General features: G+C 48.2%; 19 protein-coding genes. 6 read left to right on the forward strand and 13 right to left on the reverse strand.

Translation table 11 applies throughout. The annotated features are described in order from the left end of the window. Positions 1-50 precede the first annotated feature (50 nt). From NIAKO_RS23245 to NIAKO_RS23285, 9 genes are all read right to left on the reverse strand, one after another. A complete protein-coding gene (locus NIAKO_RS23245) occupies positions 51-1,463 on the reverse strand; it encodes an exopolysaccharide biosynthesis polyprenyl glycosylphosphotransferase (RefSeq protein WP_014220900.1) in 1,413 nt (470 codons plus the stop codon). An 8-nt stretch (positions 1,464-1,471) separates the two neighbouring features. Continuing rightward, positions 1,472-2,446: a Gfo/Idh/MocA family protein gene (locus tag NIAKO_RS23250; protein ID WP_014220901.1), complete on the reverse strand. Its 975-nt coding sequence runs from the start codon at positions 2,444-2,446 to the stop codon at positions 1,472-1,474. 213 nt (positions 2,447-2,659) lie between these two features. Then, the gene (locus NIAKO_RS23255; protein WP_014220902.1) at positions 2,660-3,433 is read right to left on the reverse strand and encodes a murein L,D-transpeptidase catalytic domain family protein; all 774 of its coding nucleotides are present in this window, start codon (positions 3,431-3,433) and stop codon (positions 2,660-2,662) included. Between the two features lie 268 nt (positions 3,434-3,701). Further along, the gene (locus tag NIAKO_RS23260; RefSeq protein WP_014220903.1) at positions 3,702-4,097 is read right to left on the reverse strand and encodes a hypothetical protein; all 396 of its coding nucleotides are present in this window, start codon (positions 4,095-4,097) and stop codon (positions 3,702-3,704) included. Further along, positions 4,097-4,570: a Panacea domain-containing protein gene (locus NIAKO_RS37105; RefSeq protein WP_014220904.1), complete on the reverse strand. Its 474-nt coding sequence runs from the start codon at positions 4,568-4,570 to the stop codon at positions 4,097-4,099. Before NIAKO_RS37105 ends, NIAKO_RS23260 begins: the two co-directional genes overlap by 1 nt. 253 nt (positions 4,571-4,823) lie before the next feature. Beyond that, the gene (locus NIAKO_RS23270; protein ID WP_014220905.1) at positions 4,824-5,531 is read right to left on the reverse strand and encodes a LytR/AlgR family response regulator transcription factor; all 708 of its coding nucleotides are present in this window, start codon (positions 5,529-5,531) and stop codon (positions 4,824-4,826) included. Then, a complete protein-coding gene (locus NIAKO_RS37110) occupies positions 5,521-6,759 on the reverse strand; it encodes a sensor histidine kinase (RefSeq protein ID WP_014220906.1) in 1,239 nt (412 codons plus the stop codon). Before NIAKO_RS37110 ends, NIAKO_RS23270 begins: the two co-directional genes overlap by 11 nt. Continuing rightward, positions 6,759-7,121 (reverse strand): DUF4907 domain-containing protein, encoded by a 363-nt coding sequence (locus NIAKO_RS23280; RefSeq protein WP_014220907.1) that lies wholly within the window; start codon positions 7,119-7,121, stop codon positions 6,759-6,761. Before NIAKO_RS23280 ends, NIAKO_RS37110 begins: the two co-directional genes overlap by 1 nt. Beyond that, complete coding sequence (locus tag NIAKO_RS23285; RefSeq protein ID WP_041347186.1) at positions 7,099-8,130, reverse strand: Kelch repeat-containing protein; 1,032 nt, start codon at positions 8,128-8,130, stop codon at positions 7,099-7,101. The genes NIAKO_RS23280 and NIAKO_RS23285 overlap by 23 nt, the downstream gene beginning before the upstream one ends. Before the next feature lie 758 nt (positions 8,131-8,888). On the opposite strand from NIAKO_RS23285, the gene NIAKO_RS23295 reads away from it, so the two are divergent. After that, positions 8,889-10,238 (forward strand): DUF4270 family protein, encoded by a 1,350-nt coding sequence (locus NIAKO_RS23295; protein WP_014220909.1) that lies wholly within the window; start codon positions 8,889-8,891, stop codon positions 10,236-10,238. A 10-nt stretch (positions 10,239-10,248) separates the two neighbouring features. Beyond that, positions 10,249-11,499 (forward strand): BamG family beta-barrel-assembly machinery protein, encoded by a 1,251-nt coding sequence (gene bamG / locus NIAKO_RS23300; RefSeq protein WP_014220910.1) that lies wholly within the window; start codon positions 10,249-10,251, stop codon positions 11,497-11,499. Positions 11,500-11,641: 142 nt separating this feature from the next. Here the strand turns inward: bamG and NIAKO_RS23305 are convergent, their stop codons facing one another. Continuing rightward, complete coding sequence (locus NIAKO_RS23305) at positions 11,642-12,535, reverse strand: hypothetical protein (protein ID WP_014220911.1); 894 nt, start codon at positions 12,533-12,535, stop codon at positions 11,642-11,644. Between the two features lie 279 nt (positions 12,536-12,814). Here NIAKO_RS23305 and NIAKO_RS23310 point away from each other — a divergent pair, with 279 nt between their 5' ends. Further along, a complete protein-coding gene (locus tag NIAKO_RS23310) occupies positions 12,815-13,513 on the forward strand; it encodes a GNAT family N-acetyltransferase (protein WP_014220913.1) in 699 nt (232 codons plus the stop codon). A 215-nt stretch (positions 13,514-13,728) separates the two neighbouring features. Further along, a complete protein-coding gene (locus tag NIAKO_RS23315; protein ID WP_041347190.1) occupies positions 13,729-14,067 on the forward strand; it encodes a helix-turn-helix transcriptional regulator in 339 nt (112 codons plus the stop codon). 125 nt (positions 14,068-14,192) lie between these two features. Here the strand turns inward: NIAKO_RS23315 and NIAKO_RS23320 are convergent, their stop codons facing one another. From NIAKO_RS23320 to NIAKO_RS23330, 3 genes are all read right to left on the reverse strand, one after another. Beyond that, positions 14,193-15,923 (reverse strand): GMC oxidoreductase, encoded by a 1,731-nt coding sequence (locus NIAKO_RS23320; protein ID WP_014220914.1) that lies wholly within the window; start codon positions 15,921-15,923, stop codon positions 14,193-14,195. A gap of 216 nt (positions 15,924-16,139) precedes the next feature. Further along, positions 16,140-17,468 (reverse strand): T9SS type A sorting domain-containing protein, encoded by a 1,329-nt coding sequence (locus NIAKO_RS23325; protein ID WP_014220915.1) that lies wholly within the window; start codon positions 17,466-17,468, stop codon positions 16,140-16,142. 97 nt (positions 17,469-17,565) lie between these two features. Continuing rightward, positions 17,566-19,179, reverse strand: a complete 1,614-nt coding sequence (locus NIAKO_RS23330) for a tail fiber domain-containing protein (RefSeq protein WP_014220916.1) — start codon at positions 19,177-19,179, stop codon at positions 17,566-17,568. 308 nt (positions 19,180-19,487) lie between these two features. On the opposite strand from NIAKO_RS23330, the gene NIAKO_RS23335 reads away from it, so the two are divergent. Next, entirely contained in the window at positions 19,488-19,841 is a 354-nt protein-coding gene (locus NIAKO_RS23335) for a helix-turn-helix domain-containing protein (protein ID WP_014220917.1), read from the forward strand. Between the two features lie 76 nt (positions 19,842-19,917). Then, positions 19,918-20,241: a DNA-directed RNA polymerase subunit alpha C-terminal domain-containing protein gene (locus NIAKO_RS23340; RefSeq protein WP_041347192.1), complete on the forward strand. Its 324-nt coding sequence runs from the start codon at positions 19,918-19,920 to the stop codon at positions 20,239-20,241. Positions 20,242-20,271 lie beyond the last annotated feature (30 nt).

Raw genomic sequence — 20,271 nt, forward strand, 5'->3', positions numbered from 1 at the left:
CCGCGCTGAGCGGCATTCCATTAGCACATTAGCAAATTATCACATTAGCATTAGCGTCCTTCTCCCATAAATATAATTCGCAGCGTATACACCATGATCTTGAAGTCAAGCGCCAGGGAAACATTTTCTATATAGATCAGGTCGTACTTCATTCTTTTGATCATCTCTTCCACATTCTCGGCATACCCAAACTGCACCATGCCCCAGGAGGTTAAACCCGGTTTTACTTTCAACAGGTACGAATAATAAGGCACCTGCTGGTGGATCTTGTTGATGTAATGCGCTCTTTCGGGTCTTGGCCCAACCAGGCTCATCTCCCCTTTTAAAATATTCCACAGCTGGGGCAGTTCATCCAGGCGCCACTTGCGCATCACGCGTCCCCAGGGCGTTACCCGTTTGTCGGTGGCCGATGACAATTGCGGACCGTTCAATTCTGCCTCATGATACATCGACCGGAACTTATAGATATTAAACGGCCGGCCCTTGTACCCTATCCGCTCCTGCAAATAAAACACCGGTCCCGGTGAACACATTTTTACCCTGATAATTACATACAGGATCAGGGGTAACAGCAATATAATGCCCAGCAGGGCTATTGTAACATCCAGCACCCGTTTTATATTCTGTTGCCACTGGGGCATCAACCCCGATTTTATATCGGTCAACACCGCGCCAAACAGGTTGCTGGTTTTTACCGATCCCGATAATATATCCAGCACATCGGGCACAATCTTTACTTCCACATCCAGGTCACTCAACCTGTCCACCACGCGTTCCACCTGCACTTTTTCCTCTTTATCCAGGGCCACCACCACCAGTTTTATATCCCGTTCGCCAATCACTTTTTCCATGTCCTGCAGCCAGCCATGCCAGGGTATATGTTTACTGATGCCATTGGGTTCGCCCACGCTTACATACCCGGTGTAATGATAGCCTGCAGTCCGCAATCCGTCGCGGGTATCAATGTAGATCTTTTCGGCCACATGATTACCGCCTACCAGCAAAGTATTAAAACGCATGTGGCCCTGCACCAGTTGTTTTTTTACCAGGTTCAGCAAAATCACCCTGAGCGACCAGGTGAACACCCACTGGGCAAACACATAGGCCGAGAGGGCTTTATAAAAATAGGTATAATCCTTTTGCGGGTCGTTGATTACAATGGCAAAGAAAATGGTGGTGCACCCAATAATACAACAAAGCAGGGTTATCAGAAATTCATTTAACCTTCCTTTATTATACAGGGAGTGATAGGCGCCAACCAGCGCGTACAGGAAGATCCAGGTAAGAGGAACTAAAGTGATGCCAAACCAGAAGCGGTTATTGAGGTAGATCTCGTGTTCAAAGAAAAGATTTTCGTGTAACAAATACCGCCGGGTAAAGTACAGAACGATCCAGGCCATTGTGGCTGCCAAGTAGTCGCCAAGCAGGTACCAGGTACTATGGATACGTTTAACGGAAAGCATCAGTAGGGTTACACTGTGATATTATTGTTTTTGATCTTTTGTAAAATCTGGTGTGCTACATCCATGGCCCGGTATCCATCTACTTCAGATACCGCCGTGGGTGTATTGTTCAGTATCGCATCGCGAAAAGATTCCAATTCTCTTTTTATCGCGTTCACTTCGGGCACCTGGGGATTTACCACCGCAATGGTCTTTTTACCATACTGGGTATCCAGGTCGAAGGAAAAGGCGTCAACATCCTGGGGTGACTTTAACTTGATGATCTCCGACTTCTTGTTCAGAAAGTCGATCCCAATGTAAGCATCTTTTTGGAAAACGCGCATCTTTCGCATTTTCTTCATCGAAATCCGGCTGGAAGTGAGATTGGCCACACAGCCGTTGTTGAACTCTATGCGTACATTGGCAATGTCAGGGGTATCGGTCATTACCGCCACGCCGCTGGCCGAGATCTGCTTTACTTCACTCTTCACCAGGCTCAGGATAATGTCTATATCGTGAATCATCAGATCCAGGATAACGCTCACTTCGGTACCCCGTACATTGAACTGCGCCAGGCGGTGCACTTCAATAAACATGGGGTTCAGGTCCATTTGTTTTACTGCTAAAAATGCGGGGTTGAACCGCTCCACATGCCCTACCTGCAACTTGATACGCGATTCCTGCACCAGGTTCACCAGTTCCTGGGCCTCCTGCATGGTATGGGCCATTGGTTTTTCCAGGAACACGTGTTTGCCTTTTCTGATGGCCTGTTTGGCAAGCCCGAAATGCTGTTGGGTGGGCGCAATAACGTCTATAACATCCACGGCATCTATAAGCCGTTCAACATCCAGAAAACGGGGAATCTGGTACTTTTCTGTAACATCCTGGGCGGCATCGTCGTTGGGATCGTAAAATCCCACCACCTCTACCTCTTTGATTTCCTTCCAGTTATTCAAATGAAACTTCCCAAGATGTCCTACACCGAATACACCGATCTTTAGCATATATACAATTAAAGGCGCAAAGATAACAGGATGCGCCTTCTATTGAAACGCTTTTTTACTACCACTAATTGTATTGGATGTTAACAACTTACCGGGTTTCAAGTTCCAGGTTCCAGGTTCTCTGAACTCTGAACCCGGAACTCCGAACTCCGAACCCGGAACTCGGAACTTGGAACTCGGAACTCCGAACCCGGAACTGAAAACCGGGAAAAATTATTTAACGAGGGATGACTTACTCTGGTAAGCATTATTGGAGGCATAAATAAACAAACAGCTTCCTTCTTTGAGCAGGTCTATTAAAGGTTGGGAAACCTCGGGCGCTACGGCGGGGCAGCCCCAGCTGCGGCCGATATAACCCTGGCTGTTGATGAGATCTTCACTTACATAGTCGGCCCCATGGATCACAATGCCCCGCTTCATGGCGTAGTCATTGATGCCTTTTTCCATGCCCAGCAATTTCAGCGAATAACCGTTACTGCCATTGTAGGCCATGCCTGTTACATAAAAACCCAGGCTGCTTTTGTTGCTCGACATTTTATTACTGAAGCTGATGGCCTTGTCCTTTCCGGTTTTCATCCCATGGGCCACATACGTATTGTATAACAACTGATAGGTGTTCAGGTCAATCACATACAGCCTTTTGTTTATGCTGGGCTGACTGAAATCAACAATCGCCAGCAGGTTGTCTTTGATGTGTTTGGTTTTAACCAGTTTGGCCATGCCTTTCAGGGCCATGGTAAATACTTTTTTCGACAAACCCATTTCCTGTAAATGCAGGCTGTCGTACACATTCAGTTTGCTTACGATGGAAAATATATGCGAAGTAAGGGAGGCGCCTGCTGAGGTATCGGAGTGTACCGAATACGGGCCATTGGCCGTTCTTTCACCTGCCAGGGCTGGGGTGAAAGCCGATTGTAAAGCTACAACGCCTACCAACAGGAACAGGCATAGCCGTTTTCCCGGTATTTCGATTAATGGTTTTTGCATGGGCCGAACAGAATCTTTTAAAAATAGCCCTTTTACCCAACAATAACCAGTCCGGGAGTGGATTTTGTGGAAAACTTATCCAAGTTCCAGGTTCAGAGTTCCAAGTTCAGAGTTCCGAGTTCCAAGTTCCGAGTTCAGAGTTCCGAGTTCAGAGTTCCGGGTTCAGAGTTCCAGGTTCCGAGTTCAGAGTTCCGAGTTCAGAGTTCGGAGTTCGGAGTTCAGAGTTGCCGCGCTGAGGGCTTTTGGCTTTATGCTTGCAGCTTACAGCTTACGTGGATTTATCCTTATTAAACAGGTAATTCACTACTACATAGAAGAATCCAAACACATTAGCGGTGGTAGTGGTAATCAGGGCTATCAGCACGCCATCGCTCAGGTGAAACGCCTTGCGGCTGCATTGCACCACGATGAATAACACCAGGAACATCCACAATACGGTGATGGCAAAAATAATGATGCTGAACACTTTACGCGCCATGTTATCATCCAACAGCCTTTTCAGCTGCGCCCTGGCGAACTCCTCCTCCATGTCTAATCCTTTCACCTCTTTTACGTTCGCCTCCCTGGTATCCACCCTGGTATTGGTGGTATCCTCTAATAATGGCTGCAAAAGATCCTTTGCCCTGTTTACAGGAGCAACGTCAGAATTGGAAGGTATATTCATCAGGCCCGGATAAGCAATTTTTCGAAGTATTGTTTAATATCGGTGTTGCTGATAGGGGTATCTTTTACTTCGGGCACATACACCTTCGACCATGGACCATCGGGCTGATGTGTCCAATTGCTAAGGCTCATAGCGGAGAAATCTTTTAAGACTTCCCAGGCATAGTTGATGGTATCGAGGGCCTGGGCATTGAGCTTTAACGGGGGCGTAAAACTTGGGCTGGGCGTAAACTCAATGGTATCGGTGATGGGCCTGCTGCCGTATAATTTAAAGTTCTGATATATTTCGGGGATTACCGGGCCGTACATCCAGGCCTGGAAGGTTTCAGTGATAAGCGGGGTATGGTATTTGGCAAGATGTACCCCCTGTGCAAAATATACCAGCTTTTGCAACTTCATTTGGGTTACAAACTTCCCCTCATCGATGCCTTTTTTTACAAAGGCAAAGGCTATCAGTGATGCGGGATAAGACATGGTTATACCTGGTTTTTTGATTTTCCAAATATAAGCATTTATTTTTAATTACTAATTTCCTTAGCGCAAAACAGCTGTAAGCTGTAAGCTGTAAGCAAGCTGTAAGCTGTAAGCTGTAAGCTGTAAGCTGTAAGCTGTAAGCCGTCGCGGCAACGGAAACAGCTGTAAGCGCTGCCGCGCAGTGGTGTATTGCTTACAGCTTATGGCTTACAGCTTATAGCCTTCACCTGTAAACCACCACAGCCCGTTATCTTTACAATTTTTCCCCTATTATGGAATACAACACATTACGATAATGCTCACTGCAGGGCAACTCCGTTTCTCCCAGCAACACCGCCTTACGGGAAACCGTATCTACTTTTCGTAAAGAAATGATATACGACCGGTGAATGCGGATGAACTCATCGTGCGGCAGGCGGTTCTCGAAGTACTTGAGGCTTTGCAACGTAACAAATGGCTTCTTGCTGTCTACCAGGTGAATTTTGGTATAATCTTTCAGGCCTTCCAGGTACAGGATGTCGCTGTAAAAGATCTTCTGGATCTTGTGCGAGGTTTTTATAAACAGGAAGTCGTCTTTCTTCAACACGGATTTCGCCTTTCTATAGCTGATATACTCATACGCTTTATTTACGGCGGCCATAAACCGGTCGAAGGGAACAGGCTTTAATAAATAATCGATGGCATCCAGTTCAAATCCTTCCACCGCAAACTCATTGTGCGCCGTAACAAAGATCACGGCCGGTTTTTTATTCAGGGTTTTCAAAAACTGGGTACCGCTCAGGTCGGGCATGCGGATATCCAGCAATACCAGGTCAATTTCTTCTTTTTCAAAATAGGGGAACGCTGCCACCGGCCCCTCACAACGGGCTACCAGGTTCAAATACGGGACCTTTTGAATAAAATCTTCTAACAGGTCGAGCGCCCAGGGTTCATCATCGATAATGAGACAATTAACTTTCATGGTCCAATTCAATTTTCAGATTAACAATATACAGGTGATCGGTCTCCATCACATCCAGGTGATGGCGGTTGGGGTACAATACATCCAGCCTTCTGTGGGCATTGATGAGCCCTACCCCACCGGTGGCCTCCCTGTTTAACCGGTTAATGGCGTTTCCCACTGTTAGCGATAGCTCCTTACCCGTAACGGCAATGGCTATTTTTATTTCTGATGGTGCGGTGTAACTGATTCCGTGTTTAAAGGCATTTTCAATGAACGTGATCAACAGCAGCGGCGCAATCGACAACCCGGCTACCCCGCCGGTTACGTTGTATTGAACCGTAATGTTCTTCGATAACCGCAATTGCTGCAGGTCGATGTAATTGCTGATGTACTCCAGGTCCTGCGACAAACAAATTTTTTCAGTGGCCGAATCGTACAGTACATACCGCATAATGCGCGAGAACTTCAAAATGCTGTGCTCGGTTTGTTCCGATCTAAAATGCGCCTGCGAATAAATACTGTTTAGTGTATTGAACAGGAAATGCGGGTTTATCTGCAGTTTCAGAAAATTCAGTTCTGCATTCAGCCGTTCGTTCTCCAGTATTTTTTTCTGTTTCTCACTAATGAACAGCGAATGCGCCAGTTTTATAGTTCCGCTTAACAACAGGATAACAATTCCCGAGCTCAGCGCATCTTTCAACGCAATCATGTACAGCATGCGCGGGTATGGTTCATGCACAAATGGCGGCGGCACTTCCTCATCAGTACCCGGCATATTTACCTGCACGGCCCCATTTACGTTAGTACCCGTCCCAAACTGAAAACCAGGCAACCGCGTTGCTTTGGCCATCACCGGCCGGGATGACATACGTTCAAACTGCGGAAACCGTTTGGCAAGTGTCTTTAAAACATATATTTCCAGACTGAGCTGCTGAATGCATAAGATGGCCAGTGCGGCCAGCAGGTTTAAAACATAGGGAACTATTTTCCGGTCGCGGAATAAGCGGGGTAACAAATAATAAAAATTAAGATAGAATAACCCGATGAGGAAGGACTTATTGATGATCTCGCGATAGTAAAAACTCGCATCCGGGATGCGGATACGGTAAATGAACAGGGGCACAATGAGAAACAGGCCCCAGAGCAAAACATGCACGCTAACTACCAGCAGTTTGAGTTTAACTGTTTTTACCGGTTTAAACCCCAGCAAAGATGCAAGGGCTGCCCGGATCTTGTCCTTCGTCATTACTTCGGTTGAGCACTTGAGACGCCAGGACGTTGCGTCTGCTTTTGCCCAAAGAAGGGATGAGTACCTGACTTTATACTTTCTATAACATTTTGGGCTTCGGCTTGTGCAGCCGATTCGGTGGGATAGCCATCATAGCCCGATTTGCCGGGCTGCATGGGCTGATGGATCACGATGTGGGTATCAACCAGGATATCGTAGCCCCAGCCATGACCGGTGTGAAAAGTGGAGTAATGTAAGGTATGGGCGGGAGGGGCTGGTTTCTTTTTAACCAGGATATAAAAAGTACTGCCGGCAGCAATTACTAAAGCTGCCAGCAGTACAAATATTTGATGTTTACTAATTGTCCGTTGTAATAACACTGATAGTAGGTTGCCATTCGTACATGTTATCAAAAGGCGCAGTACCACTGCGGCCGGCCATTACAAAACCACGGGTACCGTTGGCCAGGGCAAAGCCTAAAGCGCCGGTACGGGCAGTTCCTTCAAAGGCAGTCTTTTCAGTCCATTGGTCAGCAGCAGGATCGTACTCCCAGGTATGAGAGTTCAGGCTTCCGTTTTCACCAGTGGCCAGGTAACCTTTACCATTCATTACAAAACCAACGCCATTGTAACGGATGATGGAAGTGTATTTATCATCGTAGCTCTGGTCGCTTACGTTGGTGAGTTTTTTCAGTTGGGTCCAGGTATCGCCGGCCGGGTCATACACCTGCATATCGTTCTGGGCAGTACCATTGTTATTACCACTGATCAGGTATACTTTACCATCGATGGTGAAAGTTTGCGCATCTTTTCTTTTGGCGCCGCTGATGCCGGCTTTTTGGGTCCAGCTGTCGGCAGCCTGGTTGTATTGCCAAACATCTTTCAGGTAGTTGTCGTCGTAACCGCAGGCAACATAAGCATTACCACCGGCAACAAACGCAGTAGCATCAACACGCGCAGTACCGCCGAATGGATTTCTGGGCGCCCAGCCATTGCTGTCTACACTGTATTGCCAGAAGTCGCCGGTATACACTGCGTTCAGATCGTAACCAAGTCCTACATAACCTTTTTTACCCAGGGCGAAAGCAACGGCTGAACTGCGCACGCCACCAGGGAAATCTTTGATCTTTGTCCAGTATCTTTTATCAAGGGAATATTTCCAGAAGTCTTGAAAACGTTTGGTATCAGATAAACCAGTGCCAACAAACACCGTGTCGGCAATTTGGAACAACACCGCTTCGCTACGGGCAGGACCGTCAAAATAATCACTGATTGCCCAGTTACCCACTAAGTCGCTTGAACTGCTGGAACTCTTATTACAAGCAGTGTTAATGAGCAGTGGTGCTGTAGCAATCACAAGGGCCAGGGAGTAAACTAGAACATTCTTCATTTTAAGTTTTTTAAAATTCTGTTTTTTTAAAACATTGCCAGTGACCCGGGTAAGCCGATTTGCCCTGGTCACGGCCGGCATTTTCACATGCGTCAGTTTTTAATTTTATAATTCGGCAGGTAAAAATATTTCTGTGTACTTCAAACAATTTTATAAAATAGATCAACCAGGTTATCGAATCGACCAACCCGTTGTTTTGCCCTGAAAACAACATTTCCTGGTAAAAAGCTGCAAGCTTACATAAACAACCAACATGTTAAGAGCTGTAAACCATAAGATTAACCAAGTATTAACATTTTTCAACACCCGCTTCATTTTCCTATGCTCACATTTGCAACGCCAGACCCGATAATTATTCCTTTTATCGGGAACTTTCCGGTGCTTATTATAAATTTGCAAATTTGCACAAAATTGGTCGCACAAATGAAATTTAGTTTCCGGCGGCAAAAATAATCGCTTCGCCGATTATTCCCTGCCAATAATATATAATAACAAAATTTCGTGACCGCTGCCTGATAAATTGCATTGACCGCCGGATCTGCCAAGGCTACCGCGGGCGAGGCAAGCTATAGCATCGGAGCAGTAAATGAACACAAAGAGGTGTTAAAATGAAAACAAATATTGCCAAATACAGGGGGTGTAACCCTTATATTCCATTACTTTACACCCCGGAAAACCCAACCCAGGTTGGGAATGAGCCTATTGCCTGAACCTTAAAACCTTGATTTCAGCTTAAAAATTCACTCACTAACCATAATATGCGTATACACAAAAGGGTACCTTTCATTCTGACTTACTGCTTTCTGTTTACCAGCCTGCTGTCATCGTGTTATAAAAAAGATGTGCAGGTAGGTGATGAACTCGCTGAAAGCCATACCCGCATTATAACTATCGATACGGTTTCTGTGCTATTATCGGACTACGTACTGGATTCGTTTACCACCAACAACAACAACTTCGCCCTGATAGGCAATTTTTTCGATACTTATACAGGTAAAACGGTTGCCGGCACTGTTATTCAGCCCGGGCTGCCCACCATCAGCGAAGATGTGGCTACCCTGATGCCTAAAAGCGCCGTATTCGACTCCCTGGTGTTGTATATGCGCCCCAGCGGTTATTACTACGGCGATACCACCAAACCCTTCGCCATCCAGGTGAATGAACTGGCCGATCAGCCTCAATATTCAACCCTTACCTATACATTCAACACAACAAATGTATCGCTGAAGCCCGATCCGGCGCTGGCTACCTTTTCACAGGTGATCAGGCCCACGCCCCGCGATACCGTGCGCATCGTATTTCCCAAAGCCATCGGACAGGCCTGGTACGACATGATCCGGAACAAGGATACCCGGTTCGCCAGCGAAACCAATTTCCTGGATTTCTTCAAAGGCATTTACATTCAACCCGCCAACAATACCGGCGCCGCCGTTTATGGCTTTAACCTGGCCGATAGCAGCGTTCGCCTGCGGATGCATTTTCACCAGACCCTTCCGGCCAAAACCGATAAATTCCTTGATTTCATCATCACCCGTACCGGTAACCAGTATAACCGCATTATCACCGACCGTACCGGCACCATGCTGGAGCCTGTGACAAAAGGCCAGCATGATTTTTATCCAACCGTTGCCAACCCGTTTGCCATTACCCAGGGCGGAACCGGGGTATACCTGAAAGCCAGGTTCCCTTCGCTGCGCGACATACTTAAAGTAGATGATGTGGTGCGATTGATGGATGCCAGGCTGATATTGAAACCGGTAAAAGGCACCTACACGTATTTCGGCAACAGTTTGCCTAAAACATTATATCCCGTAACCACCGATGCTACCAACAACACGGGCAGTGCATTGCTCGATACTACCGGTCAGGGCATTCAGTTGCGGGCCCCGTCCATCGATTTCATCTACGGCGCCAGCACCAATTACACCTTCAATATTACCAGCTATATCAACTCATTATTGAATACCCCAGGCTCGCAGGAAAACGGTCTCTTTATTATCCAGGACCTGGCGCCGGTAGCCAAGGAGATCAACCGGGGTGTGATCGGCAGCAGACAGAATACCCTTTACGAAACCCAACTGATCTTAAACATTCTGACAATCGACTAATCGCTATATAATGAGAAAAATATTTATACTGACCGGACTTTTTGTGGCGATTTTGGGCGCCGTGCGTGCACAGAACTTAAGCTCTCCTTATTCTGTATACGGCATTGGCGAAATCCAGGAAACAGACCCCGATCGCAGCAGCGGCATGGCCAATACTTCTGCCGCCCTTATGAGCACTCCGGGCTTCCTGCTTAATAAAAACCCCGCTTCGCTCATTGGCCTGGAAAGAAGCCTGGCCCAGGTTGACCTGGCGCTGGTAGGCAAAACCGTTACCTTCAAAGGCGACGCCATCACCAGCAGCAACAATTCTTCCAAAGACCTCGTTATCAAACGCATTTCCATTTCAGCCAAAATAAACAACCACTGGGCCAGCAGCATCGGCTTCAAGCCTTACACGTATGTGAACTACTCGTTCACGGCGCAAAAAAGCATCGAAGGCAGCAGCACTACCTATACCGGTATTTATGATGGTAATGGCGGGTTACACAATATCTTTTGGAACAATGCCTTTGCCCTGGGCCATCACCTGGCATTGGGTTTACGTTCCAATTTTATTTTCGGTTCTATCAACCAAATAGAAACCCTCCAGGGCGCTACCCTCTCCACGCCCATCATTTCGCAGATCACCAATTACTACAGCGGGTTCCGGTTTGAAGGCGGCGCCATCTATGGCAACAAGATCAACAAGAACTGGCGGTTTTCGGTGGGCGGCAAGGTGACTACCAAAGACGACCTCACCAATAATAAGACATTGACCGTACAGGAAGGCAATTCCGTAGTTGAAAATAATAAAGACCTGGGTACCGATAAATTCACCCTGCCCTGGCAGTTTGATGGTGGTTTGGCCCTGGTAAACAAAGGCCACGTTACCTATACGGTAGATTATAGCCGCAGCAACTGGAATGGCTTGAACCAGGGCGGTACTACCTGGACCATGGTTGACCGCCAGCGTTATTCAGCCGGTTTCCAGTTCAGCAACCAGGTGCAACGCTATGGACTGGTAGCTGAAAAAAGTTATTTCCAGGCAGGCGTATTCGCCGGTCAGAGTTACCTGCAGGTAAAAGGCCAGCAGATCAAAGAAGCAGGCGCCACGATAGGTTATGGTGGTTATATGAGCCGCGGTCTGGCATTTCACTTAGCTGCTGAGGTGGGGAACAGGGGTACGATGATCAACAATTTGGTTAAAGAGAACTATGTTTCGTTTACGCTGGCATTATCTTATAGAGAGGTGCTTTATAGTAAGGGACGGAAATATGATTAGTTTTTAGTTCAGAGTTCCGAGTTCCAAGTTCCGAGTTCAGAGTTCCAAGTTCCGAGTTTAATACATTATATAGAAAGGCCTCTCGTTACAACGGGAGGCCTTTTTGCCTCTATGCCTTTCTGCCTTTTTTCTCGTTGCCTTTTTATTTTGTCCGCTTATAGAAATAGAGATTAACCGATGAAGCTAAGCCTTTTTCGCTGAGGGTGTAGTAACCGCTGTCGTTGTTGTCGAATACGATGGCTTCGCCCTGGGGTTCCTGCTGGTAGGGTAAAGTGGTATAGGGCTTACTGAGGGTTTGAACGATGGTTTCGCCGGCAGTGCGGGGGTACATATAAATGGCCTCATAGGTTTTCACCACCAGTTCCCGGCCATTGGGCGATAAGGCGGCACTGGTGGCATAATTATACGGCAACGCCCCCACTTCTTCCACACTGTTCATTTCAACCGTGCTGTACGGATACTTCAGTTTGAACAGTTTTGAATGCAGATCGGTTTTGGTAATGATGTAGATGTCTTTGGTATCGGGATCAACCAGGATGGCTTCGGCATTGTGGCTGCCATCGGGGTAAAAAAAGGCGATCTTATCAACCTGTTGTACCGTATCGGTGGCGGCGGCCGGTTCTTCCAGGCGATAGATGGCGTAATCGTCGTACCGGATCAGGTTATCGCCGGTTTCGGCAATGTACAGGTATTGTTTATGGGGATCGGGACCCGGGGCCAGCACCATGTCTTCCCAATCGCGGTTCACGGCATTCGCCAGGTGTACCGACTTCAACACCGTACCGTTATGTTGCAACAGCGTCAGGTCGGGCGGGTTGCCACTATCCTGCTCTACCCATAAGTACCCGGGGTTGGCCTTACTATCGGCAATGCCCGATGCTTCCACCAGCTTTACATCGCTTACGGGGTATTCCAGCGGCGTGCCGGCAAAGCCGGCGGTATTGCTTTCATGATTTTGTTTACAGGCCGTTAGTCCGGTAATACACAGCAAGAATATACCGGCAGGATGGATGAATGCGGTTCGTTGTTGTAACATAACCCCTGAAAGATATTAAAAATACCAGCAATATGGTTTGCAATATCGAATATGCATTTATGAATTTATCGTTAGCAAATATTTTCTCCCGATTTCATAATCAAAAGAAAGCCCGATTATTTATATTGCCACGAGCACCGCAAGGCAATGGCGGTTTATCCAGCAACTACTTCCCATTCCGGTTAAGCGCCTTATCAGGTTGGCCGGGATTCTTATTCCCTTTACTGAACCAGCTATTTACAAGGCAAGATCCATTTACAGTAAACAGAGCGATTGTTCATGAACAATACTATGCCATTATACACATCCTTATCACCTGATAACAAATACGACCTGTTATTTGAACAACATTTTCTACAGGGAAAGATCAACATTGGCCTGCGGCCATTATCGTTACCCGGCGACTGGCCCCTTATAAGCAAATGGCTGCAGCGTGCCTACAGGCGGCGCCATATGTCCATCACACATTTGCCCGACAAATATCTCCGCGAAACCCTGGCCATTATGCTGCAATGCGATTTTGCCCAACCGTTTGTGGGACTTATCAATGAACAGCCTGCTTTTTTGGTAGAGCTTTGTGATGGCGATAAACAATGCGATGCGCTGGAAGGCGGCGCGCATTTGTTTCAACCGGGCGATCATGCCATGCGGTTGATATTGTCACATACGGCTATCCACACCCGTTACTGGCCTTCTTATGCGCTGTTCAGCAGCCTGGAATACTTCTTCTCCCATCAGCAGGTAAAGCGGGTGGTTTGGCAGCTGCATGAGAAAGATACGTTCTACATAAATCTGGCTAACCAATCCGGGCTCAGGGAGCCCAAACTTAAAAGGAAGGACTTCGACTACGCTCAGTCCTTTGACGCAGGCTCCTTCGGCTCCGCTCAGGATCCACACATACAGGTTTACCTGTACCTCCGCGAAAATTTTACGCGGTTTTTAGCCCTGTACCAACGAACAATGCCCAAACTATCGTAAATTATATATGTATCCCTGTTATATTACCCTCCCCTTTCCAATACTTCCAAAACCGGTTAAAAAAGGTTGTCCGTCCCGGTTACGTTACCCGCCTCTTATAAATAAATGAAGGGGCTGCTATTTACATACATAAACAGATTTTCACTATTTTCGTTTGTTAATCTCCGTATGCAACCCGGGATCAGACAAACGGGTGGCATTTTAAACCTTATTTTATGTCCTTGAGTAAACAGGATATGCAATATATCCGGCAGGCCAAAACGATTCTTGACGAAAACTTCGACAAGCACATTACCATTCCACAACTCGCCCGCCAGGCGGGTATCAACGAAGCCAAATTAAAGGAAGGGTTCAGGGAATTATATGGCAATAGTATTCATACCTATATTCAACAACTGCGGCTCGAAAAAGCGAAACAGCTTTTATTAACCACCACTATGCCTATTACGGATATTACGTATCATATAGGGTATAGTCATGTGACGCATTTTACCACGTTGTTTAAAAAGGAGGTTGGGGTTACACCGACGGAGTTTAGGAACAAAGGCAAGTGAGTAGTCAGTAGTGAGTAGTGAGTTAGCTCTCGATTATTTAGACATCTGATTATTCGTGAACTCGCAATTATTCAGACTTCTGAACAGCCGGGAACCCACTCACTACTCACTACTGACTACTGACTTTACAAGTTCATTTTCTTCAGCTCACTTACAGCGTAGTCAGCAGCTCTTGCAGTAAGAGCCATGTACGTTAACGACGGATTCTGGCAAGCCGATGACGTCATACAGGCTCCATCGGTGATAAATACGTTGGGGGCGTCCCATACCTGGTTATGCGCATTGAGCACGGAGGTTTTGGGATCGCGGCCCATGCGGGCGGTGCCCATTTCGTGAATGCCCTGGCCAATGGCGTAGCCCTTGCTGTCCCAGGTGGTGATGTTTTTTACGCCGGCGGCTTCAAACATGGCCACCAGTTCCTGGATGATGTCTTTGCGCATGGCCCATTCATTGTCTTTCAGTTCGGCGTCCATGGCCAGTACGGGCAGGCCCCATTTATCTTTTACGGTAGCATCCAGGGAGATCTTGTTATCGTGGTAAGGCAGGATCTCGCCAAAACCGGTGGCGCCAATGTGCCAGGGACCGGGTTCTGTAAGGGCTTGTTTCAGTTCGGCGCCCACGCCCAGTTCGGCCACATCGCGCTGCCAGTTATCGCGGCTGGCGCTGCCCTGGTAGCCATAGCCCCGCAGGAAATTGCGTTTATCGCCAAACAGGTTGGCGAAGCGCGGAATATAAAACCCGTTGGCGCGGCGGCCATAGTAATATTTATCGTCATAGCCTTCTACCAGTCCTTTGGCGCCCAGCATATAGTGATGGTCCATCAGGTTATGGCCCAGTTCGCCGCTGCTGCTGCCCAGGCCGCCCGGCCATACATCGGTAGCGGAGTTCAGCAGTACCCAGGTACTGTTGAGGGACGAGGCATTTACAAATACAATTTTGGCATAGAACTCATAGGTTTTGTTGGTTTCGGCATCCAGCACTTCTACCCCTTTGGCCCGTTTGGCGTCCTTGTCGTAAATGAGTTTGGTAACTATGCTCCAGGGTCGTACGGTGAGGTTACCCGTTTTCACCGCAGCCGGCAGGGTGCTGGACTGGGTGCTGAAGTAGCCGCCAAAGGGGCAGCCTTCCCAGCAACGGTTGCGGAACTGGCATTGGGTGCGGCCGGGAAGGGGCGCCGTTAAATTGGCCACGCGGCCTATAAATAAATGACGTTGATTCTTATAATGTGCTTTGATGCGGTCGCTCACGTCTTTCTCCACACAGTTCAGGTCCATGGGAGGCAGGAACTGGCCATCGGGCAATTGGGGCAGGCCTTCTTTACTGCCGCTGATGCCGGCAAAGCGTTCTACGTGGTCGTACCAGGGGGCCAGGTCGCGGTAACGGATGGGCCAGTCAACCCCATGGCCGTCTTTGGCATTGGCTTCAAAGTCAAAATCGCTCCAGCGATAGCTTTGGCGGCCCCAGAGCAGGGAGCGGCCGCCCACCTGGTAGGCGCGCCACCAGGTAAAGGGTTTCTTTTCCACGTACGGACAATCCTTTTCGTTTGTCCAGTAATTCATGAGCTGTTCGTAGGCAATGGTGCCGCCGGCCCAGTCGCGGCTGGCCACGGGGAAGTCATTCCGTTGTTTATCGGTTTCGGTGCCCCGGTGCGGCAGGTCCCAGGGGTTCCCGTTGGCAGTTTTATAATCTTTAATGTGTTCCACATTCCGGCCCCGTTCGAGCATCAGTACTTTCAGGCCTTTTTCGGTGAGTTCCTTGGCGGCCCAGCCCCCGCTGATACCGGAACCTATTACAATAGCATCATATGTATTCTGGATAACAGCTTTGCTGTTTACATTGAGAGAATCCCCGGGCATAGCATCGTTTTTTTGGTTGGATAGTGAATATAGGTTATTTAGACGCTTATTCGGTAGCTGGGGGATTAAATTTTATAAACGGGGCAAGTCAGTTGTGAGTTGTCAGTTGTGAGTGGGCTCGCTATTATCCAGACACCCGAACAATGGGTAAGTGAGTTCCCTATTATTCAGACTTCCGGACAATCGGGAACTCACTCACAACTCACAACTGACAACTCACAATTTAACCACCTTAATCGTCTTCACCACTCCATCCCAATGCACCACCAACGAATAGATCCCCTGCGGTAGCCCGCTCATCTGCAGATCAAACTGATTCAGTCCGGCGGCGGCGCCGGCGGTTTGGAGTTTTACGAGGGCGCCTTTGTGGTCGTAGAGGTGCATCACCACTTTGGTTTTATTTGCTACCTGTAGTTGTAACCAGGCATTGCCGTAAGCGGGGTTCGGAAATACCCGGGCCACTTCGGTGATGCCACAGTGGCTTTGTACGGCGGCAGAAATATGCTGATGGCCGTTATCAGCTACCTGTACAATGCGGTACCAGGCGCCGGTAAACGACTGGGCGTCGGTATACGCATAGGTAAGGCTGCCGGTAACCGGGAGCGTGGCAACAGGCTGCCAGTTGGCCCCATCGAGGCTGCGGTCGATAATAAACTGCCCGGTAGTAATGTCGCCCCGGTTTTGCCAGGTTATTACAACCTGGTTGTTCAGGCATTTGGTATGAAGGTCATTGATCATTAATGGTAGTACATATAATTCAGAAGTAAGCGTGAACCGCGCCATGACGGCAATGTTGGTTTCATCAACAAAATTGGTGGCGCCGTCGCGGGTGTTATAGCCCAGTTCGGTCCAGGTGGTGTTATCGGGGCTTTTCCAAACGGTGAGCATTGGTTCTGCCAGTCCGTTCAATTCCGCATCAAAATAATGGAGGCCTACGGTGGCCTGCAAGGCACTGTTGTTGGCGGGGATGATGTCGTAATACCGCCAGATGGAATTGGGCATATTGGCGCCGTTGGACTGCGACACATGCCCCCGGCGAATAACGGTAGCCCCCATATTAGCCGGTGACGTGATCACCACGCCCAGGTTACCCGGGTTAAAGCCTGCCGGTGCATTCAGGAGGTTGGTTATTTCCACATAGCCGCCGGCAGGCCCGGTAATGCGGCTATTCTCGTTCTCACCAACCAGGTGAGCCGCAGGCCCCAGGACGATGTTGTTATTATTCAGGTCAATGATGCCATTGGTGAACAGCACCTGGTTATCGATGTGGAGGCCGGTTTGCAATTGCAGCCGGGCGGCCGGTTTATCCAGCTCCAGCGCATTCAGCTGCGGAATACCGGTTCCACCAATAATGGTGTTGCTGCTGCCGGTAAACTTTACCGTACCGGCACTTTGCGTGAAGGAACCATTGTTCACCAGGTTCAGGTTATCTACCACCACATAACCACCCGACACCACTACCTGCGCACTGGTGTTAGTGAGCTGGCATTGGGTAGCCATAGGCACCCACCCGCCCAGCAATAAAAAAATTATATATCGATACATAGGGTATTGTCATTTTGTCTATTGGCAATTGTTTATTGCCTTTTGCCTTCTGCCTTTTTCTCGTTGCCTTTATGCCTTTATGCCTTTTGTCCATTGTCTATTGTCTATTGCTATCCAGGCGTTGGGTTATTTCCAGCAGTTGTTTTTTGAGCAGGTCATTTTCTTTCGACAGTTGCTCTACTTTAGTATTCATTTGCTGCATAGCTTTCACCAGGGGCACTACAAACTCATCGTAGGTAATGCTGTAATTATCGGTGTCACTGGTGGGGGTATGTACCCCGTTAAAACGATAGCCATTCTTCTTCACTACCTGTTCCACTTCCTGGGCAATAAAGCCGGTATGCAGCGCCTGTTCAGCGGCGGTATAGGAAAGCGGCTGGCTGGCCTGGTTATGTTTTACACTGTCGGGCAGGCGCTGTTGCAGGTGATCGGCATATTTGCGGGCCAAAAAATTATAATTCACCGGGCGCAGCTGTAAAATGAAATCGAGGCCCGGTACATCTTCCTTTATATTGGTCTTGAACCGGCCATCACTGAGGGTGCTCCAGCCTACCTGGCCGCCGATAACGGTAACACTGCTGTTGCCGATCACCACTTTATCGCTGGCGTTTACGATGGCGCCGCTGCCGATGGCGGTGGCGTTGGTGAGGTTGCCAACAGCTACATCGGCATTGTAGCCCACGGCGGTATTATAGTTGCCATCCACATTTTGACCCAGGGCCTCGCTGCCTATACCGGTATTATAACTGCCGGTAAGGTTGCTGAACAGGGCCGATACGCCGGTAGCTGCATTAAATGAGCCGGTGGTATTGGAAAACAAAGACTGCTGGCCCACAGCGGCATTACTGTTGCCGGCCGAATTGCCGTTCATGGAACCGTCACCCATCGCCGTATTGTTATTTCCCGTAGCATTACCGAACAGGGAATAGATACCCATTGCCGTATTACCGGTACCGGCAGTGGAATTAAACAGGGCGCTTCTTCCGACAGCCGTATTTCTATTCCCGGTAGTATTCAAATACAGGGAAAAATGCCCCATGGCCGTATTGTTACTCCCGGTGGTGTTACTGGCCATGGCCTGGTACCCCGAAGCGGTGTTATAAGTGCCGGTAGTATTATAAAATAAAGCCTGCGCGCCGGTGGCTGTATTGAACGCGCCGGTGGTATTGGCATTAAGCGTTTGAGAACCGGCAGCCGTATTGCTGCTCACATTCCCCGGGCCGCGGCCAAAAGTGATGCCGTTCACCGTAAGGTCGCCGGTAGCGATGGTGGCAATATTATTCTTTGCCGAAGCGGCATAAAGCCAACGCATCCTTTCGGTGTTGTTAGTTTTAAGGACCAGGTCCACCGCATCGGCGGTACCCATAAAATGGGTGGCGGCCGAGGTGCCGTTGTTCCCGGTTATGGACCAGTTGTTACCGGCTGCCTCCAGTTTTTTCCAGGCACCGCCGTCGTAGTACCAGAACAGGTTGGTATCGGTATCGAACACCAGCAAACCGGTGGCCGGCCCGGCAATGGCGGTACGTTGTACGGTGGTGAGGCGGGGGATCAACAGGCCTTTGGAGGTGCTTTTTACATCCAGGATGGCGGAAGAACTGGCTACGGAACCATCTGTATTGATGGCTACACTTTGAGCCAGGACCGGCTGTACGCTTATACAAAACAGGAAGATGAATACAAAAGAACGGATGGTGACAGTGTTGGGCATCATAGTATACGGGGTTGAGATTAGGGACCACAAACCTACCCCCTACCCGGTTACCGGCGGGCCCAATGTGGGTGAAAACCGGTTTTTTGTATGTAAACAACGGATAATATGCCGTGATTTTAACATCTTTTGTGCAAACTATGAAGGTGTACACAACGCTAACGAACCACCTTTATCCAAAATGAAAAAACTTTTAAAAATAAAAGTAAAAAACATGAACTGTATTCCAGAAAATGTAAAACCGGCCATTTTAACTTGCAGTTAAATAGCACACAGACCCAACCATTTGTGTGGCCTGATTATCAGTAGTCATGACTTCGACCAATACATACAGTGCATATGCGCGCGGCGCAGTGATTGGCCTGCAACGGTACATGGAGAAGAACCCGCTTCTTCATAAGAACGTGCAGGACCTATGGAATGCACATCCCGGTGACAGTCGCAGCATGATAGAAAAAGCATTCAAACCTATAACCGGGTACCGGATAAAAGAATACCTGGTACTGGTACGCTTACAGCAAACTAAACAATTGTTACGGGAGGGCATGCCGATAAAACGGGTAGCCGCTAAAAGTTATTACAAGAGTCAAAGCGCCTATTGCACGGCATTCAAACGATACTTCAACTTATCCCCTACCGACTGGTTAAAAGATGGACAACCATGATATAAAAGAGCGGGAAAATGTAAAATAATAGTGGAAAATGATAAAATAGCGTGGGTTAACTTTATAACCGATACCAATGGACCGTTACACCCCCGATATCATACAAATTCAACGGAGCATACAGTATTTCGATGTAGATAAGTGTAAGCTCCTGCTGGGCTGGCTGGCAGACCACATCCAGGCCATGGAGGTAGACAAGAAACAATACAAGATAAGCATTCAACAGTTAAAACTGAGCGCCCGGGCCACCAATGTGTTACTGAACAATAATATAGTTACCATTGGCCAGCTGCTGCACAAAGCGGTGAACTGGGACGAGATCCGGGTGTTGAAAGGAGCGGGAGAAAAAGTGCTGACGGAACTGCAACAAAAGGTAAACGAACTACGAGCCATCAATTAGCACTCACAAACCCTCACATATATAGATAAA

Origin of the sequence: Niastella koreensis GR20-10 (assembly GCF_000246855.1) — a bacterium.
In the GTDB taxonomy this organism is placed as follows: domain Bacteria; phylum Bacteroidota; class Bacteroidia; order Chitinophagales; family Chitinophagaceae; genus Niastella; species Niastella koreensis.

Coding starts and splice junctions, on each gene's coding strand:
- NIAKO_RS23335 (WP_014220917.1), top strand. CDS start 19,488: ATGACTTCGACCAATACATACAGTGCATATGCGCGCGGCGCAGTGATT.
- NIAKO_RS23285 (WP_041347186.1), bottom strand. CDS start 8,130: ATGAAGAATGTTCTAGTTTACTCCCTGGCCCTTGTGATTGCTACAGCA.
- NIAKO_RS23305 (WP_014220911.1), bottom strand. CDS start 12,535: ATGTTACAACAACGAACCGCATTCATCCATCCTGCCGGTATATTCTTG.
- NIAKO_RS23325 (WP_014220915.1), bottom strand. CDS start 17,468: ATGTATCGATATATAATTTTTTTATTGCTGGGCGGGTGGGTGCCTATG.
- NIAKO_RS23320 (WP_014220914.1), bottom strand. CDS start 15,923: ATGCCCGGGGATTCTCTCAATGTAAACAGCAAAGCTGTTATCCAGAAT.
- NIAKO_RS23270 (WP_014220905.1), bottom strand. CDS start 5,531: ATGAAAGTTAATTGTCTCATTATCGATGATGAACCCTGGGCGCTCGAC.
- bamG (WP_014220910.1), top strand. CDS start 10,249: ATGAGAAAAATATTTATACTGACCGGACTTTTTGTGGCGATTTTGGGC.
- NIAKO_RS23340 (WP_041347192.1), top strand. CDS start 19,918: ATGGACCGTTACACCCCCGATATCATACAAATTCAACGGAGCATACAG.
- NIAKO_RS23260 (WP_014220903.1), bottom strand. CDS start 4,097: ATGAATATACCTTCCAATTCTGACGTTGCTCCTGTAAACAGGGCAAAG.
- NIAKO_RS23330 (WP_014220916.1), bottom strand. CDS start 19,179: ATGATGCCCAACACTGTCACCATCCGTTCTTTTGTATTCATCTTCCTG.
- NIAKO_RS37105 (WP_014220904.1), bottom strand. CDS start 4,570: ATGTCTTATCCCGCATCACTGATAGCCTTTGCCTTTGTAAAAAAAGGC.
- NIAKO_RS23310 (WP_014220913.1), top strand. CDS start 12,815: ATGAACAATACTATGCCATTATACACATCCTTATCACCTGATAACAAA.
- NIAKO_RS23250 (WP_014220901.1), bottom strand. CDS start 2,446: ATGCTAAAGATCGGTGTATTCGGTGTAGGACATCTTGGGAAGTTTCAT.
- NIAKO_RS23255 (WP_014220902.1), bottom strand. CDS start 3,433: ATGCAAAAACCATTAATCGAAATACCGGGAAAACGGCTATGCCTGTTC.
- NIAKO_RS23295 (WP_014220909.1), top strand. CDS start 8,889: ATGCGTATACACAAAAGGGTACCTTTCATTCTGACTTACTGCTTTCTG.
- NIAKO_RS23315 (WP_041347190.1), top strand. CDS start 13,729: ATGTCCTTGAGTAAACAGGATATGCAATATATCCGGCAGGCCAAAACG.
- NIAKO_RS23245 (WP_014220900.1), bottom strand. CDS start 1,463: ATGCTTTCCGTTAAACGTATCCATAGTACCTGGTACCTGCTTGGCGAC.
- NIAKO_RS37110 (WP_014220906.1), bottom strand. CDS start 6,759: ATGACGAAGGACAAGATCCGGGCAGCCCTTGCATCTTTGCTGGGGTTT.